Annotated in this window: 17 protein-coding genes; 3 read left to right on the top strand and 14 right to left on the bottom strand. The window is 33.8% G+C overall.

The features are described 5' to 3' along the window. Positions 1-26: 26 nt before the first annotated feature. The 3 genes from BUB89_RS09045 to surE form a co-directional block, all read right to left on the bottom strand. Positions 27-533: a C40 family peptidase gene (locus BUB89_RS09045; protein WP_073244186.1), complete on the bottom strand. Its 507-nt coding sequence runs from the start codon at positions 531-533 to the stop codon at positions 27-29. After that, positions 526-1,641, bottom strand: a complete 1,116-nt coding sequence (gene lpxB / locus BUB89_RS09050; protein WP_073244188.1) for a lipid-A-disaccharide synthase — start codon at positions 1,639-1,641, stop codon at positions 526-528. Before lpxB ends, BUB89_RS09045 begins: the two co-directional genes overlap by 8 nt. An 86-nt stretch (positions 1,642-1,727) precedes the next feature. Beyond that, complete coding sequence (surE, locus tag BUB89_RS09055; protein ID WP_073244190.1) at positions 1,728-2,507, bottom strand: 5'/3'-nucleotidase SurE; 780 nt, start codon at positions 2,505-2,507, stop codon at positions 1,728-1,730. A 184-nt stretch (positions 2,508-2,691) separates the two neighbouring features. Here surE and BUB89_RS09060 point away from each other — a divergent pair, with 184 nt between their 5' ends. Both BUB89_RS09060 and BUB89_RS09065 read left to right on the top strand, forming a co-directional pair. After that, positions 2,692-4,962, top strand: coding sequence for a carboxy terminal-processing peptidase (locus tag BUB89_RS09060; protein ID WP_073244192.1), 2,271 nt, complete (start codon positions 2,692-2,694; stop codon positions 4,960-4,962). An 80-nt stretch (positions 4,963-5,042) separates the two neighbouring features. After that, the gene (locus tag BUB89_RS09065) at positions 5,043-5,873 is read left to right on the top strand and encodes a DNA/RNA non-specific endonuclease (protein ID WP_073244194.1); all 831 of its coding nucleotides are present in this window, start codon (positions 5,043-5,045) and stop codon (positions 5,871-5,873) included. Between the two features lie 21 nt (positions 5,874-5,894). On the opposite strand, the gene rodA is transcribed toward BUB89_RS09065, so the two are convergent. From rodA to purH, 6 genes are all read right to left on the bottom strand, one after another. After that, positions 5,895-7,127 carry a rod shape-determining protein RodA gene (rodA, locus tag BUB89_RS09070; RefSeq protein ID WP_073244196.1) on the bottom strand — a complete coding sequence of 411 codons (1,233 nt, stop codon included), beginning with the start codon at positions 7,125-7,127 and terminating at the stop codon, positions 5,895-5,897. A 15-nt stretch (positions 7,128-7,142) separates the two neighbouring features. After that, positions 7,143-9,083 (bottom strand): penicillin-binding protein 2, encoded by a 1,941-nt coding sequence (gene mrdA, locus BUB89_RS09075; protein ID WP_073244198.1) that lies wholly within the window; start codon positions 9,081-9,083, stop codon positions 7,143-7,145. Beyond that, positions 9,080-9,586 carry a rod shape-determining protein MreD gene (locus tag BUB89_RS09080; RefSeq protein WP_073244200.1) on the bottom strand — a complete coding sequence of 169 codons (507 nt, stop codon included), beginning with the start codon at positions 9,584-9,586 and terminating at the stop codon, positions 9,080-9,082. Before BUB89_RS09080 ends, mrdA begins: the two co-directional genes overlap by 4 nt. Then, positions 9,579-10,406: a rod shape-determining protein MreC gene (gene mreC, locus BUB89_RS09085; protein ID WP_073244203.1), complete on the bottom strand. Its 828-nt coding sequence runs from the start codon at positions 10,404-10,406 to the stop codon at positions 9,579-9,581. Before mreC ends, BUB89_RS09080 begins: the two co-directional genes overlap by 8 nt. An 88-nt stretch (positions 10,407-10,494) precedes the next feature. After that, on the bottom strand, positions 10,495-11,523 hold the full coding sequence (locus BUB89_RS09090; RefSeq protein ID WP_073244205.1) for a rod shape-determining protein: 1,029 nt from the start codon (positions 11,521-11,523) through the stop codon (positions 10,495-10,497). A 54-nt stretch (positions 11,524-11,577) separates the two neighbouring features. Continuing rightward, positions 11,578-13,104 (bottom strand): bifunctional phosphoribosylaminoimidazolecarboxamide formyltransferase/IMP cyclohydrolase, encoded by a 1,527-nt coding sequence (gene purH / locus BUB89_RS09095; RefSeq protein WP_073244207.1) that lies wholly within the window; start codon positions 13,102-13,104, stop codon positions 11,578-11,580. A gap of 194 nt (positions 13,105-13,298) precedes the next feature. On the opposite strand from purH, the gene BUB89_RS09100 reads away from it, so the two are divergent. Beyond that, entirely contained in the window at positions 13,299-14,549 is a 1,251-nt protein-coding gene (locus BUB89_RS09100) for an ABC transporter permease (protein ID WP_073244209.1), read from the top strand. A gap of 118 nt (positions 14,550-14,667) precedes the next feature. Here the strand turns inward: BUB89_RS09100 and BUB89_RS09105 are convergent, their stop codons facing one another. The 5 genes from BUB89_RS09105 to fbaA all read right to left on the bottom strand — a co-directional run bounded on the left by BUB89_RS09105 (position 14,668) and on the right by fbaA (position 17,968). Next, entirely contained in the window at positions 14,668-14,964 is a 297-nt protein-coding gene (locus tag BUB89_RS09105; RefSeq protein ID WP_073244211.1) for a type II toxin-antitoxin system RelE/ParE family toxin, read from the bottom strand. Then, a complete protein-coding gene (locus BUB89_RS09110; protein WP_141384381.1) occupies positions 14,964-15,227 on the bottom strand; it encodes a hypothetical protein in 264 nt (87 codons plus the stop codon). Before BUB89_RS09110 ends, BUB89_RS09105 begins: the two co-directional genes overlap by 1 nt. Before the next feature lie 50 nt (positions 15,228-15,277). Further along, positions 15,278-15,880: a hypothetical protein gene (locus tag BUB89_RS09115; protein WP_073244215.1), complete on the bottom strand. Its 603-nt coding sequence runs from the start codon at positions 15,878-15,880 to the stop codon at positions 15,278-15,280. Positions 15,881-15,968: 88 nt separating this feature from the next. Then, entirely contained in the window at positions 15,969-16,823 is an 855-nt protein-coding gene (accD, locus tag BUB89_RS09120) for an acetyl-CoA carboxylase, carboxyltransferase subunit beta (RefSeq protein WP_073244217.1), read from the bottom strand. Positions 16,824-16,900: 77 nt separating this feature from the next. Further along, entirely contained in the window at positions 16,901-17,968 is a 1,068-nt protein-coding gene (fbaA, locus tag BUB89_RS09125) for a class II fructose-bisphosphate aldolase (protein WP_073244219.1), read from the bottom strand. Position 17,969: the final 1 nt, after the last annotated feature.

The raw sequence follows: 17,969 nt of genomic DNA on the forward strand, positions 1-17,969 counted from the left end.
ACGAATTTTCTATATGGATATTTTTTTTAAGGTAAAATTCTATTGAGCTGGGTAAAAGTTTTTTCGTAGTAAGCTTCTTTGGTTGAGGAAATTATGACACCTCTGGAAGTGGAAGAGTGAATAAACTGCAATTCATCATCTTTAGTTTCTGTAATGATGCCCACATGGTTGATTTTATTTCGATTATTAGTTTTAAAAAAGATTAAATCTCCTTTTTGAGCTTTCGAAATATTTTTTCCCAGATCAATCCCCACTTTAGATTGCTCAGCAGAACTTCTCGGGAGTTTGATATCATATTGATTAAAAGTCGAAAAAACCAATCCTGAACAATCAAAACCTGACTTTGTTGTTCCGGCATATTTGTATGGAGCACCCAGATTTTTAGATGCCGTTTTGATTATTTTTTCCGCCAGATGGAGGTTGTTGTTTTTCTCTTTTTTGCCGGTTGCTACAGCGGTAGATTTACAGGAAGTAAAGATAATTGATGAAATAATGAAATAAAATAACGGTTTTAAAAGGCTTTTGTTACGCATTTAAATGGGCAATAATTAATTGAGCTGTTTTTTCACTTGCACCGGTTCCGCCTAACTTTTGTTCTAATATATCGTATTTAGCCAGCAGTTTTTGACGGTATTGGGAATCCAGTATTTTAGTTAACTCCTTTTTTATGTTTTTAGTATTGCAGTTGTCCTGAATTAATTCGGTTACTACTTCTTCATCCATAATTAAGTTAACTAATGAGATGTATTTTAAGGTAATAATGCGTTTTGCGATTTGGTACGAAATCCAGCTTCCTTTATAACAAACCACTTCCGGAACTTTAAAAAGTGCTGTTTCTAATGTTGCAGTGCCTGAGGTAACTAATGCTGCATGAGCAATTTTAAGTAAATCATACGTTTTATTTGAGATAAAGCGGATGTTTTTTTTAGTAATAAAATTTTCGTAAAAAGAAAATTCCTGACTGGGAGCTCCTGCAATTACAAACTGATAATTCGGAAAATCATCTACTACGCTAAGCATCACCGAAAGCATTTTAGTGATTTCCTGTTTTCGGCTTCCCGGTAGTAAAGCAATAATCGGTTTTTCGCTTAAATTGTTTTCAGTTCTAAAAGTAGCAGGTTCTATTGGCTTCTGATTTTGAATGGCATCAATAAGCGGATGTCCCACAAAATCTACCGGATAATGATGTTTGTCTTCGTAAAAGTTTTTTTCGAAAGGCAAAATCACATACATTTTGTCTACATCTCTTTTAATCGCTTTGATTCTGTTTTCTTTCCAGGCCCATATTTGGGGCGAAATGTAATAGTGTGTTTTAATTCCTTTTTCTTTAGCCCATTGCGCTATACGCATATTAAAACCCGGATAATCAATAAAAATAATAACATCAGGCTGGAATTGCTGAATATCTTCTTTGCAAAATTTAATATTGTTTAAAATAGTTTTTAAATTAAACAGCACCTCTATAAATCCCATAAATGCTAATTCACGATAATGTTTTACTAAAGTTCCACCGGTATTTTGCATTAAATCACCACCCCAAAACCGGATTTCAGCACTGGAATCTTCTTTAAAAATAGCTTTCATTAAATTAGAACCATGTAAATCACCTGATGCCTCTCCGGCTATAATGTAGTATTTCATTGTATGCTGCTTGTTTTAAAATCAGTATCCAAAATTAACCATTCCATGTTGAGGAATCAAATAAAGAGCCGCTTTTAAGTTTTAATTTATTCGTTCCAGTTCCAGGTATTGAGTTGTTTTGTGGCATGGTATGCGGTTAAATCAAACTGAACCGGAACAATGGAAATGTATCCGTTGTTTAAAGCCCACTCATCAGTGTCTTCACCCTGATCCGGATTTGTAAATTCGCCCGACAACCAGTAGTAATCGCGTCCCTGTGGAGTTTCTCTTTTATGAAATTTTGCTGCCCAGAAAGCTTTCGCCTGACGGCAAATTTTAATCCCTTTAATGTCTTTTTGTTTTAGTTTTGGAAAATTTACATTCAAAACGACATCTTTTGGTAATTTGTTTTTTAGGGTTTCTAAAGTTATTTTTCGAATAAAAGGTTTGATTTCTTCAAAGTTGGCATTCCAGTTAAAGTCGGAAAGTGAAAATCCTATCGCCGGAATTCCTTCTATTCCGGCTTCAATTACCGCACTCATTGTTCCTGAATAGATCACATTTATAGAAGAATTAGAGCCGTGATTGACTCCGGAAACACATAAATCAGGTTTTCTTTTAAGGATTTCTTTTACGGCTATTTTTACACAATCAACAGGGGTTCCTGAACAGCTGTAAACAGTAACAGGATCATTTTCTGTTGAAATTTTGTTTAAATATAAAGTTTCACTCATGGTAATAGCATGAGCCATTCCGCTTTGCGGTTTGTCAGGTGCCACTACTACAATGTCGCCAATTTCTGCCATGACAGCCATTAAAGCATTGATTCCGGGAGCTGTAACACCATCATCATTAGTGATTAAAATCAGGGGTTTGTTTTTAGTCATGGTTGTAGTAGTTTGTTAAACAAAAGTTCTCAAAAAGAAATATTTTAAACAAAGTAAATAAAATTTATTTAGTTGCATGATTATTGCTATTGTAAAAAAAACATTTTTATATCTTTAACAAAAAATTAGGGAAGCCTTATAATCCTTGGCATAGTTTTTCCCGTAACTTAGTTTAAAAATTTGGATGAATACTATTATTAGTCTTATGAAGAGAAATTATAAATTACTTCTTGCCGTTGTTATTTTATCGGTAACATTGTTTGCTTTTAAAATGAAATCGGCTTCTGAAACCGACCCCGATAAAGATAAATTGCTTTTAGAATTATTAACATTTGTAATAGAAAAAGGACATTATGATCCTGCTGCTATTGATGATACTTTTTCTAAAGGAGTTTATAAAGATTATATTCAGGCTTTAGATCCTTCAAAACGTTTCTTTCTGCAATCGGATATTGATGAATTTTCAAAATACGAATTAGAACTTGATGACGAATTGATCAATAAAGACCTGACATTTTTTACTTTGTCTTATGAACGTCTGATGCAACGAATGAAAGAAAGTCAGGGATTGTATAAAGAGATTTTAAAATCACCATTTGATTTTACTATTGATGAGAGTTTTAATACCGATTATGAAAAAGCACCTTATGCTAAAAATGAAGCAGAATTAAAAGAACGCTGGAGAAAACAATTAAAGTTAACCACGCTTTCGTCATTGACAGATAAATTAAAAATTCAGGAGAATAAAGGAAAGGTTTCTAAAGATGAAGTTGCCATTCCGGGAAATCCATTAGAGGAAGAGGAAACAGCTAAAGTGGATGAAAAAGAAACAGCAGCAGACAGTAAACCTAAATCTTTTGAAGAATTAGAAAAAGAAACTCGTGAGAATACCTCTAAATCTCTTGATGAGTACTTTGGGTTTATGAAAGATTTGGATAGAAATGACTGGTTTTCTGTTTATATCAATTCCATTACCGCTCGTTTTGATCCGCATACCAATTATTTTGCACCGGAGGAAAAAGAGCGTTTTGATGTAAGTATCAGCGGAACTTTAGAAGGTATTGGTGCGCGTTTACAAAAGAAAAACGATTATACTGAAATTTCTGAATTGATTTCAGGAGGACCGGCCTGGAGAGGAAAACAACTTGAGGCAGGAGATGTGATTATGAAAGTAGCTCAGGGAAATGGTCAGCCGGTAGATGTAGTGGGGATGCGTCTTGATGATGTGGTTAAAAAAATCAAAGGACCAAAAGGGACTGAAGTGCGTTTGACCATCAAAAAAGTAGACGGAACTATTAAGGTGATTTCGATAATCAGAGATATTGTTGAAATTGAAGAAACCTATGCTAAATCCAGTATTGTTAACAAAAACGGACTGAAATACGGTGTGATTTATTTGCCTAAATTCTACATCAATTTTGAAAATAAAGAAGGCAGAGATGCCGGAAAAGATATTGCTTTAGAAGTAGAACGCCTTAAACAAGCTAAGGTTGATGGTATCGTTCTGGATGTTCGTGATGATGGAGGAGGATCTTTGTCTACTGTGGTAGATATTGCAGGATTGTTTATTGAGCAGGGTCCTATTGTCCAAATAAAATCAGCAGGCAGAAAAAAAGAGGTTTTATACGACAGGGATAAAAAGATAGAATGGGACGGGCCATTAGTAATTATGGTGAATAGTTTTTCTGCTTCGGCTTCTGAGATTTTAGCTGCCGCTATTCAGGATTACAAACGTGGAGTAATTATTGGTAGTAAACAAACTTATGGTAAAGGAACGGTACAAAATGTGATCGATTTAAATCAGTTTGTACGTAGTAATGAATTAGGAGATTTAGGAGCGCTTAAAACCACTACTCAAAAATTCTACAGAATTAATGGTGGTTCTACACAATTAGAAGGTGTAAGCAGTGATGTGGTAATGCCGGACAGATATTCTTACCTGAAAATGGGCGAACGCGATGTAGAAAATGCAATGCCTTGGGACAAGATAGATCCTGCTGATTATTCAGTTTGGAATAATAACAGCAATTTTGCTAAGGCTATTTTACATAGTAAACAGCGTATTGCTGCTAACCCACAATTTAAATTAATTGAGGAAAATGCAAAATGGATTGATACCCGAAGTGAAGAAAATGAGTACAGCCTGAATATTGATAAGTTTAAAAAGGCTCAAAGCGCTATTGAAGAAAAAGCTAAAAAATACAAGCCCATCTTTGATTACAAAAATGATCTGAAATTTACTTCTTTACCTTATGAAACGGAACAAATGAGTAAGGATAATGTTTTGAAAGAGAAGAGAGATCGTTGGCACGAGAGTTTAGCTAAGGATATTTATGTAGAAGAAGCTTTGAATGTCCTGGATGATTTACAAACTAAAGTTAGTTTGAACAAAACAAACAAAACCCCTCTTCCTGCCAATAAACTGAAAAAAGAAAAATTGGCTAAAACAAATTAGATACAATAATAGTAATGATAAGAACGCTTTGGGAATTTTAGTTTCCAGAGCGTTTTTTATTGGAATACAAGTTTAGGTTTATGAATAAGAAATTTATTTTAGGAGTTATTGTTTTTGGATTTGTTCTTATTTCCTGTAAAGAAGTAAGCTGGAAAGATATACTTGATTTGCAAAATGCTGCTATTCCGGCTGTTAATCCTGATGAAGATAAATCGTCAGTATCCGTTAAGGATTTGAGTTTTTATTTGCCTTCATCCACTACTTCCCAAATTGTAAAACACGATTATTTTACGTTGTCTTACAATGAAAATGCAGAGCAGGCTGAATGGGTTGCTTATGAATTAAAGAAAAGTTATATTAAGAACAATGATTTTAAACGTCCTTATTTTATTGAAGATCCTAAGGTAATAACTAAATCAGCCGATTGGAGGAATTATAAAAAGTCAGGTTTTGATAAAGGTCATTTGTGTCCCGCTGCCGATATGGAGTTTGATATTAATGCCTATAATGATACTTTTTATACTTCGAATATAAGTCCGCAAAATCATGATTTTAATGCCGGAATCTGGAACAGATTAGAACAGAAAATTCGTTTTTGGGCAGTAAAAAATGATGGGTTGATTGTGGTTACAGGAGGGGTGTTAAAAGGAAGTTCAAAGTCTATTGGAACAGAAAAAGTAATTGTTCCCAATCATTTTTATAAAATTCTTTTAAGTCCTTCTAAAGGAAATTATAAGATGCTGGCTTTTTTAGTTCCCAATGAAAAAAGCAGTAAGCCTATATTTAATTATGTAGTTTCGGTTGATGCATTAGAAACGATGACAGGGATTGATTTCTTCCCAAAATTAGAAGATAAGACAGAAAATGAGTTGGAAAAAAGCGTAAATCTTAATTCCTGGCTGGCTAAATAATTTCTCCAATTTAAAGAAGAATTACCACTCATTTACTTTATTGGCATCCATTTTAAGGAAAATAAAAAGCAAAATCGTAAATCCCCATAATCCCGAACCTCCATAAGAAAAGAAAGGAAGTGGAACTCCGATAGTTGGGAAAACACCAATAACCATCGCGATATTAACAAAAAAGTGAATGAATAAAATTCCGGCGGTACAATAACCATATACCCGGCTGAATTTAGTTTTCTGCCTTTCGGCCAAATATATAATTCTTAAAATTAAGGTTACAAAAAGCCCTACCACAACTAGTGAACCAATAAAACCCCATTCTTCCCCTACTGTGGTGAAAATATAATCAGTATGCTGTTCCGGTACAAAACCACCTTTGGTCTGCGTTCCTTCCAGAAAGCCTTTTCCAAACCAGCCTCCGGATCCAATGGCAATTTCAGATTGGTTGGTGTTATATCCAATTCCTTTTAAGTCTACTGTTTTTCCAAGTAAAATATTAAATCGATCCCTGTGGTGTTGCTTGAATACATTGTCAAAAACATAATCTACAGATAGTACAAATCCAGACATCAGCACAAATAGAATGCTGCTGGCAACAATATTTCTATCGGCTAATCTTGATTTAAAATAAACAATAATAGTAGTTATTAAAGCAAATAAAATAACATATATGGGTTCGAATATCAGCGTAAATACAAATAACAGAATGGCTATGAATCCCGTCCAGATGTACCAGGCAGGTAATCCCTCGCGATACAGAACAATAATAATCATACAATAAATTAAAGCACTTCCCGGGTCATGAGGAACGATAAGTAAGATGGGTAAGCCCAGAATACAAAGAACCTGCATTTGTCGGTTAGTGTCTTTTAAATTAATCTGACTGTCACTTAAATACTTTGCAATTGCAAGTGATGTTGCTGTTTTTACAAATTCAGAAGGCTGTATACCAAAAGAACCAAAAGAATACCAGTTTGTCTGTCCTTTTATCGTTTTACCAAAAACAAATAATCCGGCAAGAGATAACAATCCTATTATATAGATAACACTGGCATATTTTTCATAAAATTTTCCATCGACAGCAAGAATGATAAAAATCAAAGGGATGGTCAATAAAATAAATACCAATTGTTTCTGATACGTTTCTTCAGGAGAGGAGAGTGACGAGGAGTAGATATTCAACCATCCCATAATCACTAACGCACTATATATAATAATACATATCCAGTCAATATTTTTCTTTACACTTTGATTTTTCATTTGTAAAAGAATCTCTTAATTATTTTTTTTGGTGGTATCAGTTACCGTATTTGTTTTAGTCTCTTTGTATTTACGCAGGCTTATACTGTCTTTTGGAGTGGTTTCTATAGCACTGGCTTCATTCATCCCTCCTAATTTAGCATATTGATCTTTTAAGCTAATTCCAAGTACACGCTTTTCTAAGTCGATTCTGGTTATTTTCTTTCTCAAATATTTTTCAATCATTAAACTCGCAATTGGTCCTGCAATTCTGGATCCAAATCCACCATTTTCTACCATGATAGCGATCGCAATTTTGGGATTGTCTTTAGGTGCAAAAGCAACAAAAATGGAGTGGTCTTCTAATTGCACTCTTTTACCTCCAATTTTAGCAAAATTTTCTGCAGTTCCTGTTTTTCCACAAATGTCAATTCCGTCTACCCGCAATGCACTTGCTGTTCCAAAATTATAAACATCAAATAATCCTTGGATGACAGGTTTAAAATATTGTTTGTCAATAGTTGTTGTATGTTTTTCCTTGAATTTTGCATCAATTCTTTCTCCCTTAATTTTTTTAATAATGTGAGGCGTATAATAATAGCCTTCATTGGCTACAGTAGCCATCATATTGGCTAATTGGATGGGTGTCATTAAAACTTCTCCTTGTCCGATAGAATTTGAAATAATTGTTTTTCCACTATAATGCCAATCAGGATATATTTTTTTATACAATTTAGAATTAGGGACTTTTCCTCTTCTTCCTGTTGGTAAATCGTACCCCATAAATTGTCCCAGTCCGAAGCTTTTGACATGATTGCTCCAAGTGTCCACAGCATAAGGTGTGTTTCTATATTTTCCAATTATACGCAAATAAACATTTGCAAAATAAGAATTGCAAGAATTGTAAATTCCATTATTCAATTGATGTGGTCCAAAACCATGACACCTCATAAATCGACCAGGAGCATAACTAAATCCGTGATGACACATAAAACTTGTGTGTTCATCGATAACATTTTCCTGAAGACCAACCAGTCCCGTGAGGATTTTAAATGGTGATCCGGGAGGATATTCGGCTAATAAACTTCTATCGTATAATGGATTTGCAATGGAATCACGATACAATAAAGTATAGTTTTTAGAGCGTTGTCTGCCCACTAAAATAGCTGGATCATAAGAGGGAGCGGTTACTAAAGCGAGAATTTCGCCTGTTTTAGGTTCAATTGCTACAATTCCACCTCTTTTATTAATCATCAATTGTTCGCCATAACGCTGAATTTCAGCATCAATTGTCAGGTTAATGTCTTCTCCCGGAACGGCAATAGTATCGTATTTTCCTTCCTTGTAAGAACCTATCAGGCGATTGTATTTGTCTTTCTGGAAATATTTTACTCCTTTTATTCCACGAAGAATGTCTTCATAGTATTCTTCAACACCTTGTTTCCCTATTAAATCACCACTTTTATAATAGGGATGTTTTTCAATTATTCGATCGTTTACCTGCGTGATGAAACCAAATATATTAGCACCAAAATCGACTTCGTAATCCCGAAGGGAACGTTTTTGGACATAGAATCCTTCAAATTTTCGAATTTTTTCCTGAAAAGCAGCATATTCGCTTTTGTTCAATTGCGGTAAAAATATTGAAGGAAGCCGCGGACTGTAGATTTTTGCTTTAGCTATTTTTTCTAAAAAATCTTCTTTAGTAACATCTAGTAACTTACAAAATTCTAAAGTATCCAGATTTTTTATTTCTCTGGGAATCACCATGATATCATAAGAAGGCTGATTGGCAACTAAGAGTTTTCCGTTTCGGTCATAAATGTATCCTCGTTCCGGATAGTCATATTGTATTTTAATAGCATTATTCTCCGATTTTAATTTGAAAGTATCATTGATAACCTGCAAATAAAAAATCCGAATCAGGAGCAAGGATGCTGCAATAATAATAATAGAAGGCAGCAGAAGTTTTCTCATCGTTTGTTGGGCTTAATAAGATATATTATAATAATACAACTAATTATTGTAAATACGGTACTCAGTAAGGTTCTTATTAGGATGTCCCAAATGAAACTAACCTGAAATGCCTCTAAAATAAACAGGGTAAAATGATGGATTACCACTGCTAGGAGAATGAATGAAAACCTTTCTGGTGTTAATGATTCGTTCAGTTTAATGGTTTGGTATTCATAACTGACACCAAAAGCGAATTTAAAAAGATAAGGTCTGTAAAAAGCTAAAATAAGGCAGGCCGTAGCATGAATTCCACCCGAATTAGAGAAGAAATCCATTGTTAATCCTAATAAAAAACTGCTTATTAATAAAGAGGGTTTATTAGAATTTACAGGATATAAAATAATAAATAATATGTAAGGTAAAGGCATTATGTAACCTAAGAAAGTCATATTGTCAAATATGATAATCTGAACGGCTAATAATAAAATAAACCGAAAAATATTGACTAACAAAGTGCTATTCATCTTTTTTGCTCATTTTTTCTAAATTATTAACTTCATCTCTGTCTTTACTTTTGATGATATAAACATGACCTAAGTTAGTCATATCATTAAATAACTTAACATCTATAACGTAGTAGTTCGTTTTTTCCTCATAGTAATATTTGTGGATAGTACCAATGTTTATATTTTCCGGAAAAATAACGGATTGTCCTCCGGTTACAATAGTGTCTCCTTTTCTGATGGCTGCTAATCTTGGAACATCTGTAAGCTGAACAAAACCAGTGCTTTTTCCATCCCAACTCAAAGAACCAAAATGATTTGATTTCTTGATTTTAGCATTTATTTGCGATTTAACATTCAGGATACTTATTACAGTCGAGTAGTTTGGTGATGTTCTGTCTATGATTCCCACAATTCCCAAGCTGTTGATAACACCCATATCAGGTTTTACTCCGTCGTTAGAACCGGAATTTAAGGTTAGGAAATTCTCGTGAGTATTGTAAGTATTGTGAATCACTTTAGATACTAAAACGTCTTCCGGAGCAATGTTTTTCATGTTTTCCAGTCGTTTTACTGTCAAAGTATCTTTCATGTTGAAAAGGACGCTTTTAAGTCGGGCGTTTTCCAGTGCCAAAGCATCATTTTCTGTTTTAAGATTTAAATATTCGGTAATGTTGTTTATTTTTTCATAAACACCGCCAGTTAAAAAATTTGCAGAACTGATGATTCTGCTTTTATGGTAAGAATGAGACTGTATCGTAAGCAAAAGCGAAACGCATAATAACAGCAAAAACAGTAATCTAGTACTGTTTTTGAATATAAAATTGAATATTTGCTGCATTCTCTTATGTGATTATTAATTTCAAAATAGGCTTTTGGCGTTTAATTCCTGAACTGCTATAGTTTATAAATTAAATACAGTAACAGACTTATTTTATTAATATGCTTTTGAATTTTCCAATGTTTTTCAAAGCCATTCCTGTTCCTCTTACCACTGCTCTTAAAGGATCTTCTGCAATATATACAGGCAAATCTGTTTTTTGGGAAATACGCTTATCCAGACCTCTTAACATAGAACCTCCACCTGCAAGGTAGATTCCTGTGTTGTAAATATCAGCAGCTAATTCCGGCGGAGTTTGTGATAAAGTTTCCATTACCGCATCCTCGATTCGCTGAATTGATTTATCTAAAGCTTTTGCAATTTCTCTATAAGAAACGTCAACCTGTTTTGGTTTTCCTGTTAACAAATCTCTACCTTGTACAGACATGTCTTCCGGAGGAGTTTCTAAATCTTCAATGGCAGCACCAATCTGGATTTTTATTTTTTCAGCAGTACTTTCTCCTACAAATAAATTGTGTTGGGTACGCATGTAATATACAATGTCGTTAGTGAAAACGTCACCGGCAATCTTTACCGATTTGTCACATACAATTCCGCCTAATGCAATTACAGCAATTTCAGTTGTACCACCTCCAATATCAACAATCATGTTTCCTTTTGGTTGCATGATGTCTATTCCAATACCGATTGCAGCTGCCATTGGCTCATGAATCAGGTATACTTCTTTTCCGTTTACGCGTTCACAAGATTCCTTTACGGCTCTCATTTCAACTTCAGTAATTCCGGATGGAATACAAACCACCATTCTTAATGCCGGTGTAAACATTCTCTTTTTTAATGCTGGTATGCTTTTGATAAACATATTGATCATCTTTTCAGAAGCATCAAAGTCAGCAATTACACCGTCTTTTAAAGGCCTTATCGTCTTAATGTTTTCATGCGTTTTACCTTGCATCAAATTGGCTTCTTTACCAACAGCAATGATTTTACCCGAGATCCTGTCACGGGCAACGATAGATGGACTATCAATAACTACTTTATCATTGTGAATGATTAGTGTGTTTGCGGTACCAAGGTCTATCGCAATATCCTCGGTCATGAAATCAAAAAATCCCATAAGTTTTTTAGGGGTTTAAAAGTTATAAATTAGGAGCGTACAAAGTTAGTCAAATTAATGTTTAAAATGACGTGTTCCGGTAAATACCATTGCCAAATTATTTTCGTTGCAATAGTCAATGCTCAATTGGTCTTTAATTGATCCGCCCGGTTGAATTACAGCTGTGATACCAGCTTCTTTTGCAAGAGCTACACAGTCTGGAAAAGGGAAGAAAGCATCACTTGCCATAGACGCTCCTGTTAAATCAAATCCAAAATGTTTTGCTTTCTCAACTGCTTGTTGCAATGCATCTACTCTTGAGGTTTGCCCTGTTCCAGATGAAATTAAAGTTCCGTTTTTAGCAAAAACAATTGTATTTGATTTGGTGTTTTTACAAATTTTAGAAGCAAAAATTAAATCTTCAATTTCTTGCTCCGTTGGACTTGTAATGGTAACGGTAGTTAAATCTTTTTTATTGTCTGTAATGTTGTTTCTTTCCTGAATTAACAATCCGTTAAGACATGTACGAACTTGTTTTTGTGGTAATTCAACATTATTTTGTACCAGAATAATTCTGTTTTTCTTTTCTTGTAAGATAGTCACTGCTTCAGCATCATACTCAGGAGCAATTACAACTTCACAGAATAATTTGTTGATTTCAGTAGCTGTTGCCACATCAATTTTAGTATTTGAAATTAAAACTCCTCCAAATGCTGATGTAGGGTCACAAGCTAGTGCTGCTAAATAAGCTTCGCTAATGGTATTTCTTGAAGCTAATCCGCAAGCGTTATTGTGTTTTAATATTGCAAATGTAGGACCGTCAGTTTTGAATTCGTTAATCAAATTAACTGCTGCATCTACATCTAATAAATTATTGTATGATAATTCTTTTCCGTGTAGTTTTTTGAACATGGCGTCAAAATCTCCAAAGAAAAATCCTTTTTGGTGTGGATTTTCTCCATAACGCAATACCTGACCATCAGCAATGCTTGCTTTATAGATAGTTTCGTCAGTATTAAAATAACTAAAAATAGCTCCGTCATAATGGGAAGATACGTGGAACGCTTTAGTAGCTAATAATTTTCTGTCTTCCAGAGTCGTTGCTCCATTTTGCTTTGTAATCATATCTAAAAACAAGCTGTATTCGTTCATAGAAGCTACGATTACAGTGTCTTTGAAGTTTTTTGCAGCAGCACGAATTAATGAGATACCACCAATATCAATTTTTTCAATAATATCAGCTTCATTTGCTCCTGAAGCAACTGTTTTTTCAAATGGATACAAGTCAACAATAACTAAATCAATTTGCGGAATATTAAATTCTTCCATTTGTTGCACATCACTTTCATTATCCTGACGGTTGAGGATTCCTCCAAAAACTTTAGGGTGTAATGTTTTTACTCTTCCTCCAAGGATGGATGGGTATGAAGTTACTTCTTCAACTGGTACTACAGGAATGCCTAAATTTTTTATAAAATCTTCTGTTCCTCCTGTTGAGTAAAGAGTTACATTTTGACTGTGTAAGAATTTAACAATAGGCTCAAGACCTTCTTTCGAGAAAACCGAAATTAATGCAGATTGAATTGTTTTAGATGTGCTCATGAATAGTTTTAATTATAAAATGCAAAAGTAGTTTTTTAATGTGAAAATTAGCTATCTGGAAATAAGATAATTTATATTTAGTTGACTTTTTTTAAATCTAAGGGAAATAGCTGGATTTTATTGTGTTAAACCAATTTTATATTAGGTTTTTGAATAATATTTACAGAATTTTACCTTGTTAAAAATAGTTTTTTATGTTACTATATCTTCGATTGTTAAAAGAAAGCTTTGCTTTTGCTATCAATGCATTGCGCAATAATAAACTGAGAACCTTACTTTCATTACTTGGAGTTACTATTGGGATTTTTTCAATCATAGCTGTTTTGGCGGCAGTAGATTCATTAGACAGAAAAATCACTAATGATTTGAGTGGTTTAGATAAGAATACGATTTATTTAATGAAATTTTCTTTTGGACCTTCTGATATTCCAAAATGGAAAAGAGAACAATTTCCTAATGTGAAATATGATGAATATGTTTATCTCAAAGGTGCAATGACCAATACCGCTGAACTGGGTTATCAAATATTCACAAAAAGTGAAACGATTAAATACGATTCGAAAATAGTAAGTGATGTTAATATTGTTCCTGTTTCTTATGAATTTGTGGATATTGAACGTCTCGAATTTGAAAAAGGAAGATTTTACAATGAAGCAGAAGGGAATTCAGGAGCAAAGGTGGTTGTGATTGGGAGTGAAATTGCAACTTCTTTGTTTGATGGTGTAGATCCCATAGGGAAAGATGTTCGGTTGTATGGTCAGCGTTTTACGGTAATAGGGGTGCTGACTAAAAAAGGAGCAGGGCTTTTTGGTGACAGCAATGATTCTTCGGCTTATGTTCCGGTTAATTTTATTCGGCAAAAGTTTGGTGACAACAATACTTCTTTGACTAATGTAATTGTTTTTAAGCCTGTAGATGGTGTGGATATGGAAGCTTATAAAGCTGAGATTTCTCAAAAATTACGTGCTTATCGTGGTATTAAAGCAGGGGAAATGGACAATTTTTTTATTAATGTTTTTTCCGGATTTACTGATTTTATTGATGGGATTATTGGTAGTATGAAATTAGGAGGATGGGTGATAAGTGGATTTTCGCTATTAGTTGGTGGATTCGGAATTGCAAATATCATGTTTGTTTCAGTTAAAGAACGGACGCATTTGATAGGAATCCAAAAATCATTAGGAGCAAAGAATCGGTTTATTTTATTCCAGTTTTTATTCGAAGCAATAATTTTATCTGTAATCGGCGGTGCAATAGGTTTGTTGCTGGTTTGGGGAATTGCTGTTGGTTTAACAAAAGCTTTGGATTTTGAATTTGTGCTGGGATTGGGAAATATTCTTTTAGGAACCGGATTAGCGGGAATTATAGGATTGATTTCAGGAATTTTGCCAGCTATTTCAGCTTCGAGATTAGATCCTGTGGAAGCCATCAGAACGGGAATGTAATTTTAATTTTAGATTGCAGAGTCATTGCGAGGAACGAAGCAATCTCATTATAAAATTCCATTTTCGTTTTGAAGTACTTTGAGAGTAAAAAAATCGCAGAGTCTTTAAATCACAATTTCTATTTTTCTGTTATTTGACTTTGAGGATTTTTTCGGGTATCAAAAATTCGTAAAATCCAGATTGTATTTTCTTCTATTGTATAAATTAACTTGTAATGACTAATAATAATTCTTCTAAACTCGGGCTCGATTTCATCTTGTTGGTACTGTTTACTGAAGACTAATTCGCTGGCAGTATTTAAGAAAGTATCTTTTATGTTCTTTGCAGCTTGTGGAGAAGCAATTTTATAATAGTTAAAAATAGCTTTTAGTTGCTCTTTTGATTTGTGAGTCCAAATTACTTTTAACTGACCCATTACCAGTTTTCAGATTCTTTTTCTAAATCTTCCTGAGTAGTAAAATCACCTTTTTTTATTTCAGCAACAGCTTCATCTAATTCTTCTTTGTATGCTTTTTTTGTTAATGGTTTTCCGTCAATTGTATGAGCAATAATTTCATCTTCCCAATAACTCTCCATCACGGCTTTTACTACTTTTAAAAGTCGTTCATCAGCTTGATTGATGTATTGTAACAGATTGTCTCTTAATTCTAAAGCTCCCATAATGCTTTTTTCTTTCAAAGATAACTATTTTGTTTTGAATTTATTTTTTAATGTTTTGTTATTTTAATTTATGGTTTTATACTCGGTAGTTTGATTCTAGTTTTGTCCCATCTAATGTTTTCTGAATTGTAATATTTGTTATTTTTTTTATATTCCAAAACTGTATCTTCTTCTTGTGTGGTTCTTCTAATTATATAAGTGGGTATTTTGTTGTCATTTAAAAAATCCAGGAATGCGATGTTTTTAATTGTGTCTTTTTGAGATGCAATGATTAAAACTTGTCTGTCTTTTTCTTTAGATAAAATGTTTTCAGATAAAAAATCATTTAAACTTGATTCAGGAATCTTAACAATGTCTTTTGGATGTAAGTCTAAAAAATGTGGGAGTGTATCATTTTCGCTTCCGTAGTTACATGAAATTCGAATATGTTCCTTTTGGTAAAAAAACAAATTGCCATTTTTGTCGATAATAAGTTGGTTTTCGCGATAAAATCCTTTAGGTAAAAAGATTTTTAAGTTGCTGTTTCTTTCTATTGAGTCTGTATTTTTTCTGAGTTTTTTATCTTCATAAGAAATAATATAAGAATTTCTCTTGGATATGTTTCTTTTGTCTTTTTTGTTACAATTTCCAAAAAGCAGACAAATCATAAAGCCAATAACTATTCTTTTCATAATGGAAGATTTGAAATAAAGGTATAAAAAAATCCCATTCCGATAAACTATATCAGGATGGGATTCTGTATTTGTAAAAATTAGAAAATTATCTAATTTCGTTATTCTGAATCAAATCAATATACAAGTTAATCTTGTCTTTTAATTCTTTTCTGGCGGTTATAAAGTCAAGGAAACCATGTTCTAAAAGGAATTCAGCTGTTTGGAAACCTTCAGGTAAATCTTTACCTGTAGTGTCTTTAACAACACGTGGTCCGGCAAAACCAATTAAGGCACCAGGCTCAGCAATGTTGATGTCTCCTAACATAGCATAAGAGGCAGTTGTTCCTCCTGTTGTTGGATCCGTACATAAGGATATGTAAGGTAGTTTAGCTTGAGAAAGTTGGGCTAATTTTACAGATGTTTTAGCTAATTGCATTAATGAATAAGCGGCTTCCATCATTCTGGCTCCTCCTGATTTAGAAATCATCACAAAAGGTAATTTGTGCTGGATGGCATAATCAATTCCTCTGGCAATTTTTTCACCCACAACAGCTCCCATAGAACCTCCGATAAAGGCAAAATCCATACAGCAAATTACTAAATCTTTTCCTTTGGATTTACCAACACCGGTACGCACTGCGTCTTTTAGTTTGGTTTTTTCCATAACATCTTTCAAGCGATCTGCATATTTCTTTGTGTCTACAAAGTTCAAAGGATCTTTGGATGTGATGTTAGGATCTAATTCAGTAAACTCATTGTTGTCAAATAAGATTTCGAAATAAGTAGCACTGCCTATTCTTACATGGAAACCGTCTTCCGGACTTACAAATAAGTTGCGTTCCAGTTCTTCGGCATCAATAATTTTTCCGGTAGGAGATTTATACCAAAGTCCTTTTGGAACATCCATTTTCTGTTCGGTAGGAGTTGTGATTCCTTTTTCGTGTCTTTTAAACCAAGCCATATTTTTTTAATTTTGGTTTGAAGCAAGGAGTTGGAAGCTGGAAGATTACTTCCAACTTCTAACTTCTAACTTCCAACTTATAGTGTATTTACATTATTTAAGTCAGCAAATGCCTGCTCAAGTCTTGCATTGAAAGTTACTTCTCCTTCACGCAACCATTTTCTTGGGTCGTAATATTTTTTATTAGGAGCATCAGCACCGGTTGGGTTACCAATTTGAGTTTTTAAATAATCGATGTTGTCTACCATGAAATCACGAATTCCTTCAGTGAAAGCAAATTGTAAGTCAGTATCAATATTCATTTTGATTACTCCGTAGCTAATTCCTTCTCTGATTTCTTCAAGTGTAGAACCTGAACCACCGTGGAAAACAAAATCTACCGGGTTGTGTCCTGTGTTGAATTTTGCCTGAACGAAATCCTGAGAATTTTTTAAGATTTTCGGAGTTAATTTTACGTTTCCTGGTTTGTAAACACCGTGAACGTTTCCAAAAGCAGCAGCAATTGTAAATTTAGGGCTTACTTTAGAAAGTTCTTCGTATGCGTAAGCTACTTCTTCCGGTTGTGTGTATAATTTGGAACTATCTACGTCAGAGTTGTCAACACCATCTTCTTCACCACCTGTAATTCCAAGTTCGATTTCTAATGTCATCCCTATTTTGCTCATTCTTTCTAGGTAAGTTTTGCAAATTTCGATGTTTTCTTCGATTGGCTCTTCAGATAAGTCAATCATATGAGAACTGAATAATGATTTTCCAGTTGCAGCAAAATGCTCTTCAGATGCATCTAATAAACCATCAATCCAAGGTAGTAATTTTTTTGCGCAGTGGTCAGTATGTAAAATTACAGTTGCTCCGTAAGCTTCTGCTAAAGCGTGAATGCTTTTTGCTCCGGCAATTGCACCTGCAATAGCAGCTTTTTCTCCTGCATTCGAAAGTCCTTTTCCTGCATTAAATTGTGCTCCTCCGTTTGAGAACTGTATGATAACCGGTGCGTTTAATTTTGCAGCTGTTTCAAGAACTCCATTAATTGTATTCGATCCTGTAACGTTTACAGCTGGAAGTGCAAAGCCTTTTTCTTTTGCATAATTGAAAATTTCCTGTACTTGATCTCCAGTTGCTACACCTGCTTTAATGTTGTGTGCCATT

It is taken from the genome of Flavobacterium flevense, from assembly GCF_900142775.1.
Classification (GTDB): domain Bacteria; phylum Bacteroidota; class Bacteroidia; order Flavobacteriales; family Flavobacteriaceae; genus Flavobacterium; species Flavobacterium flevense.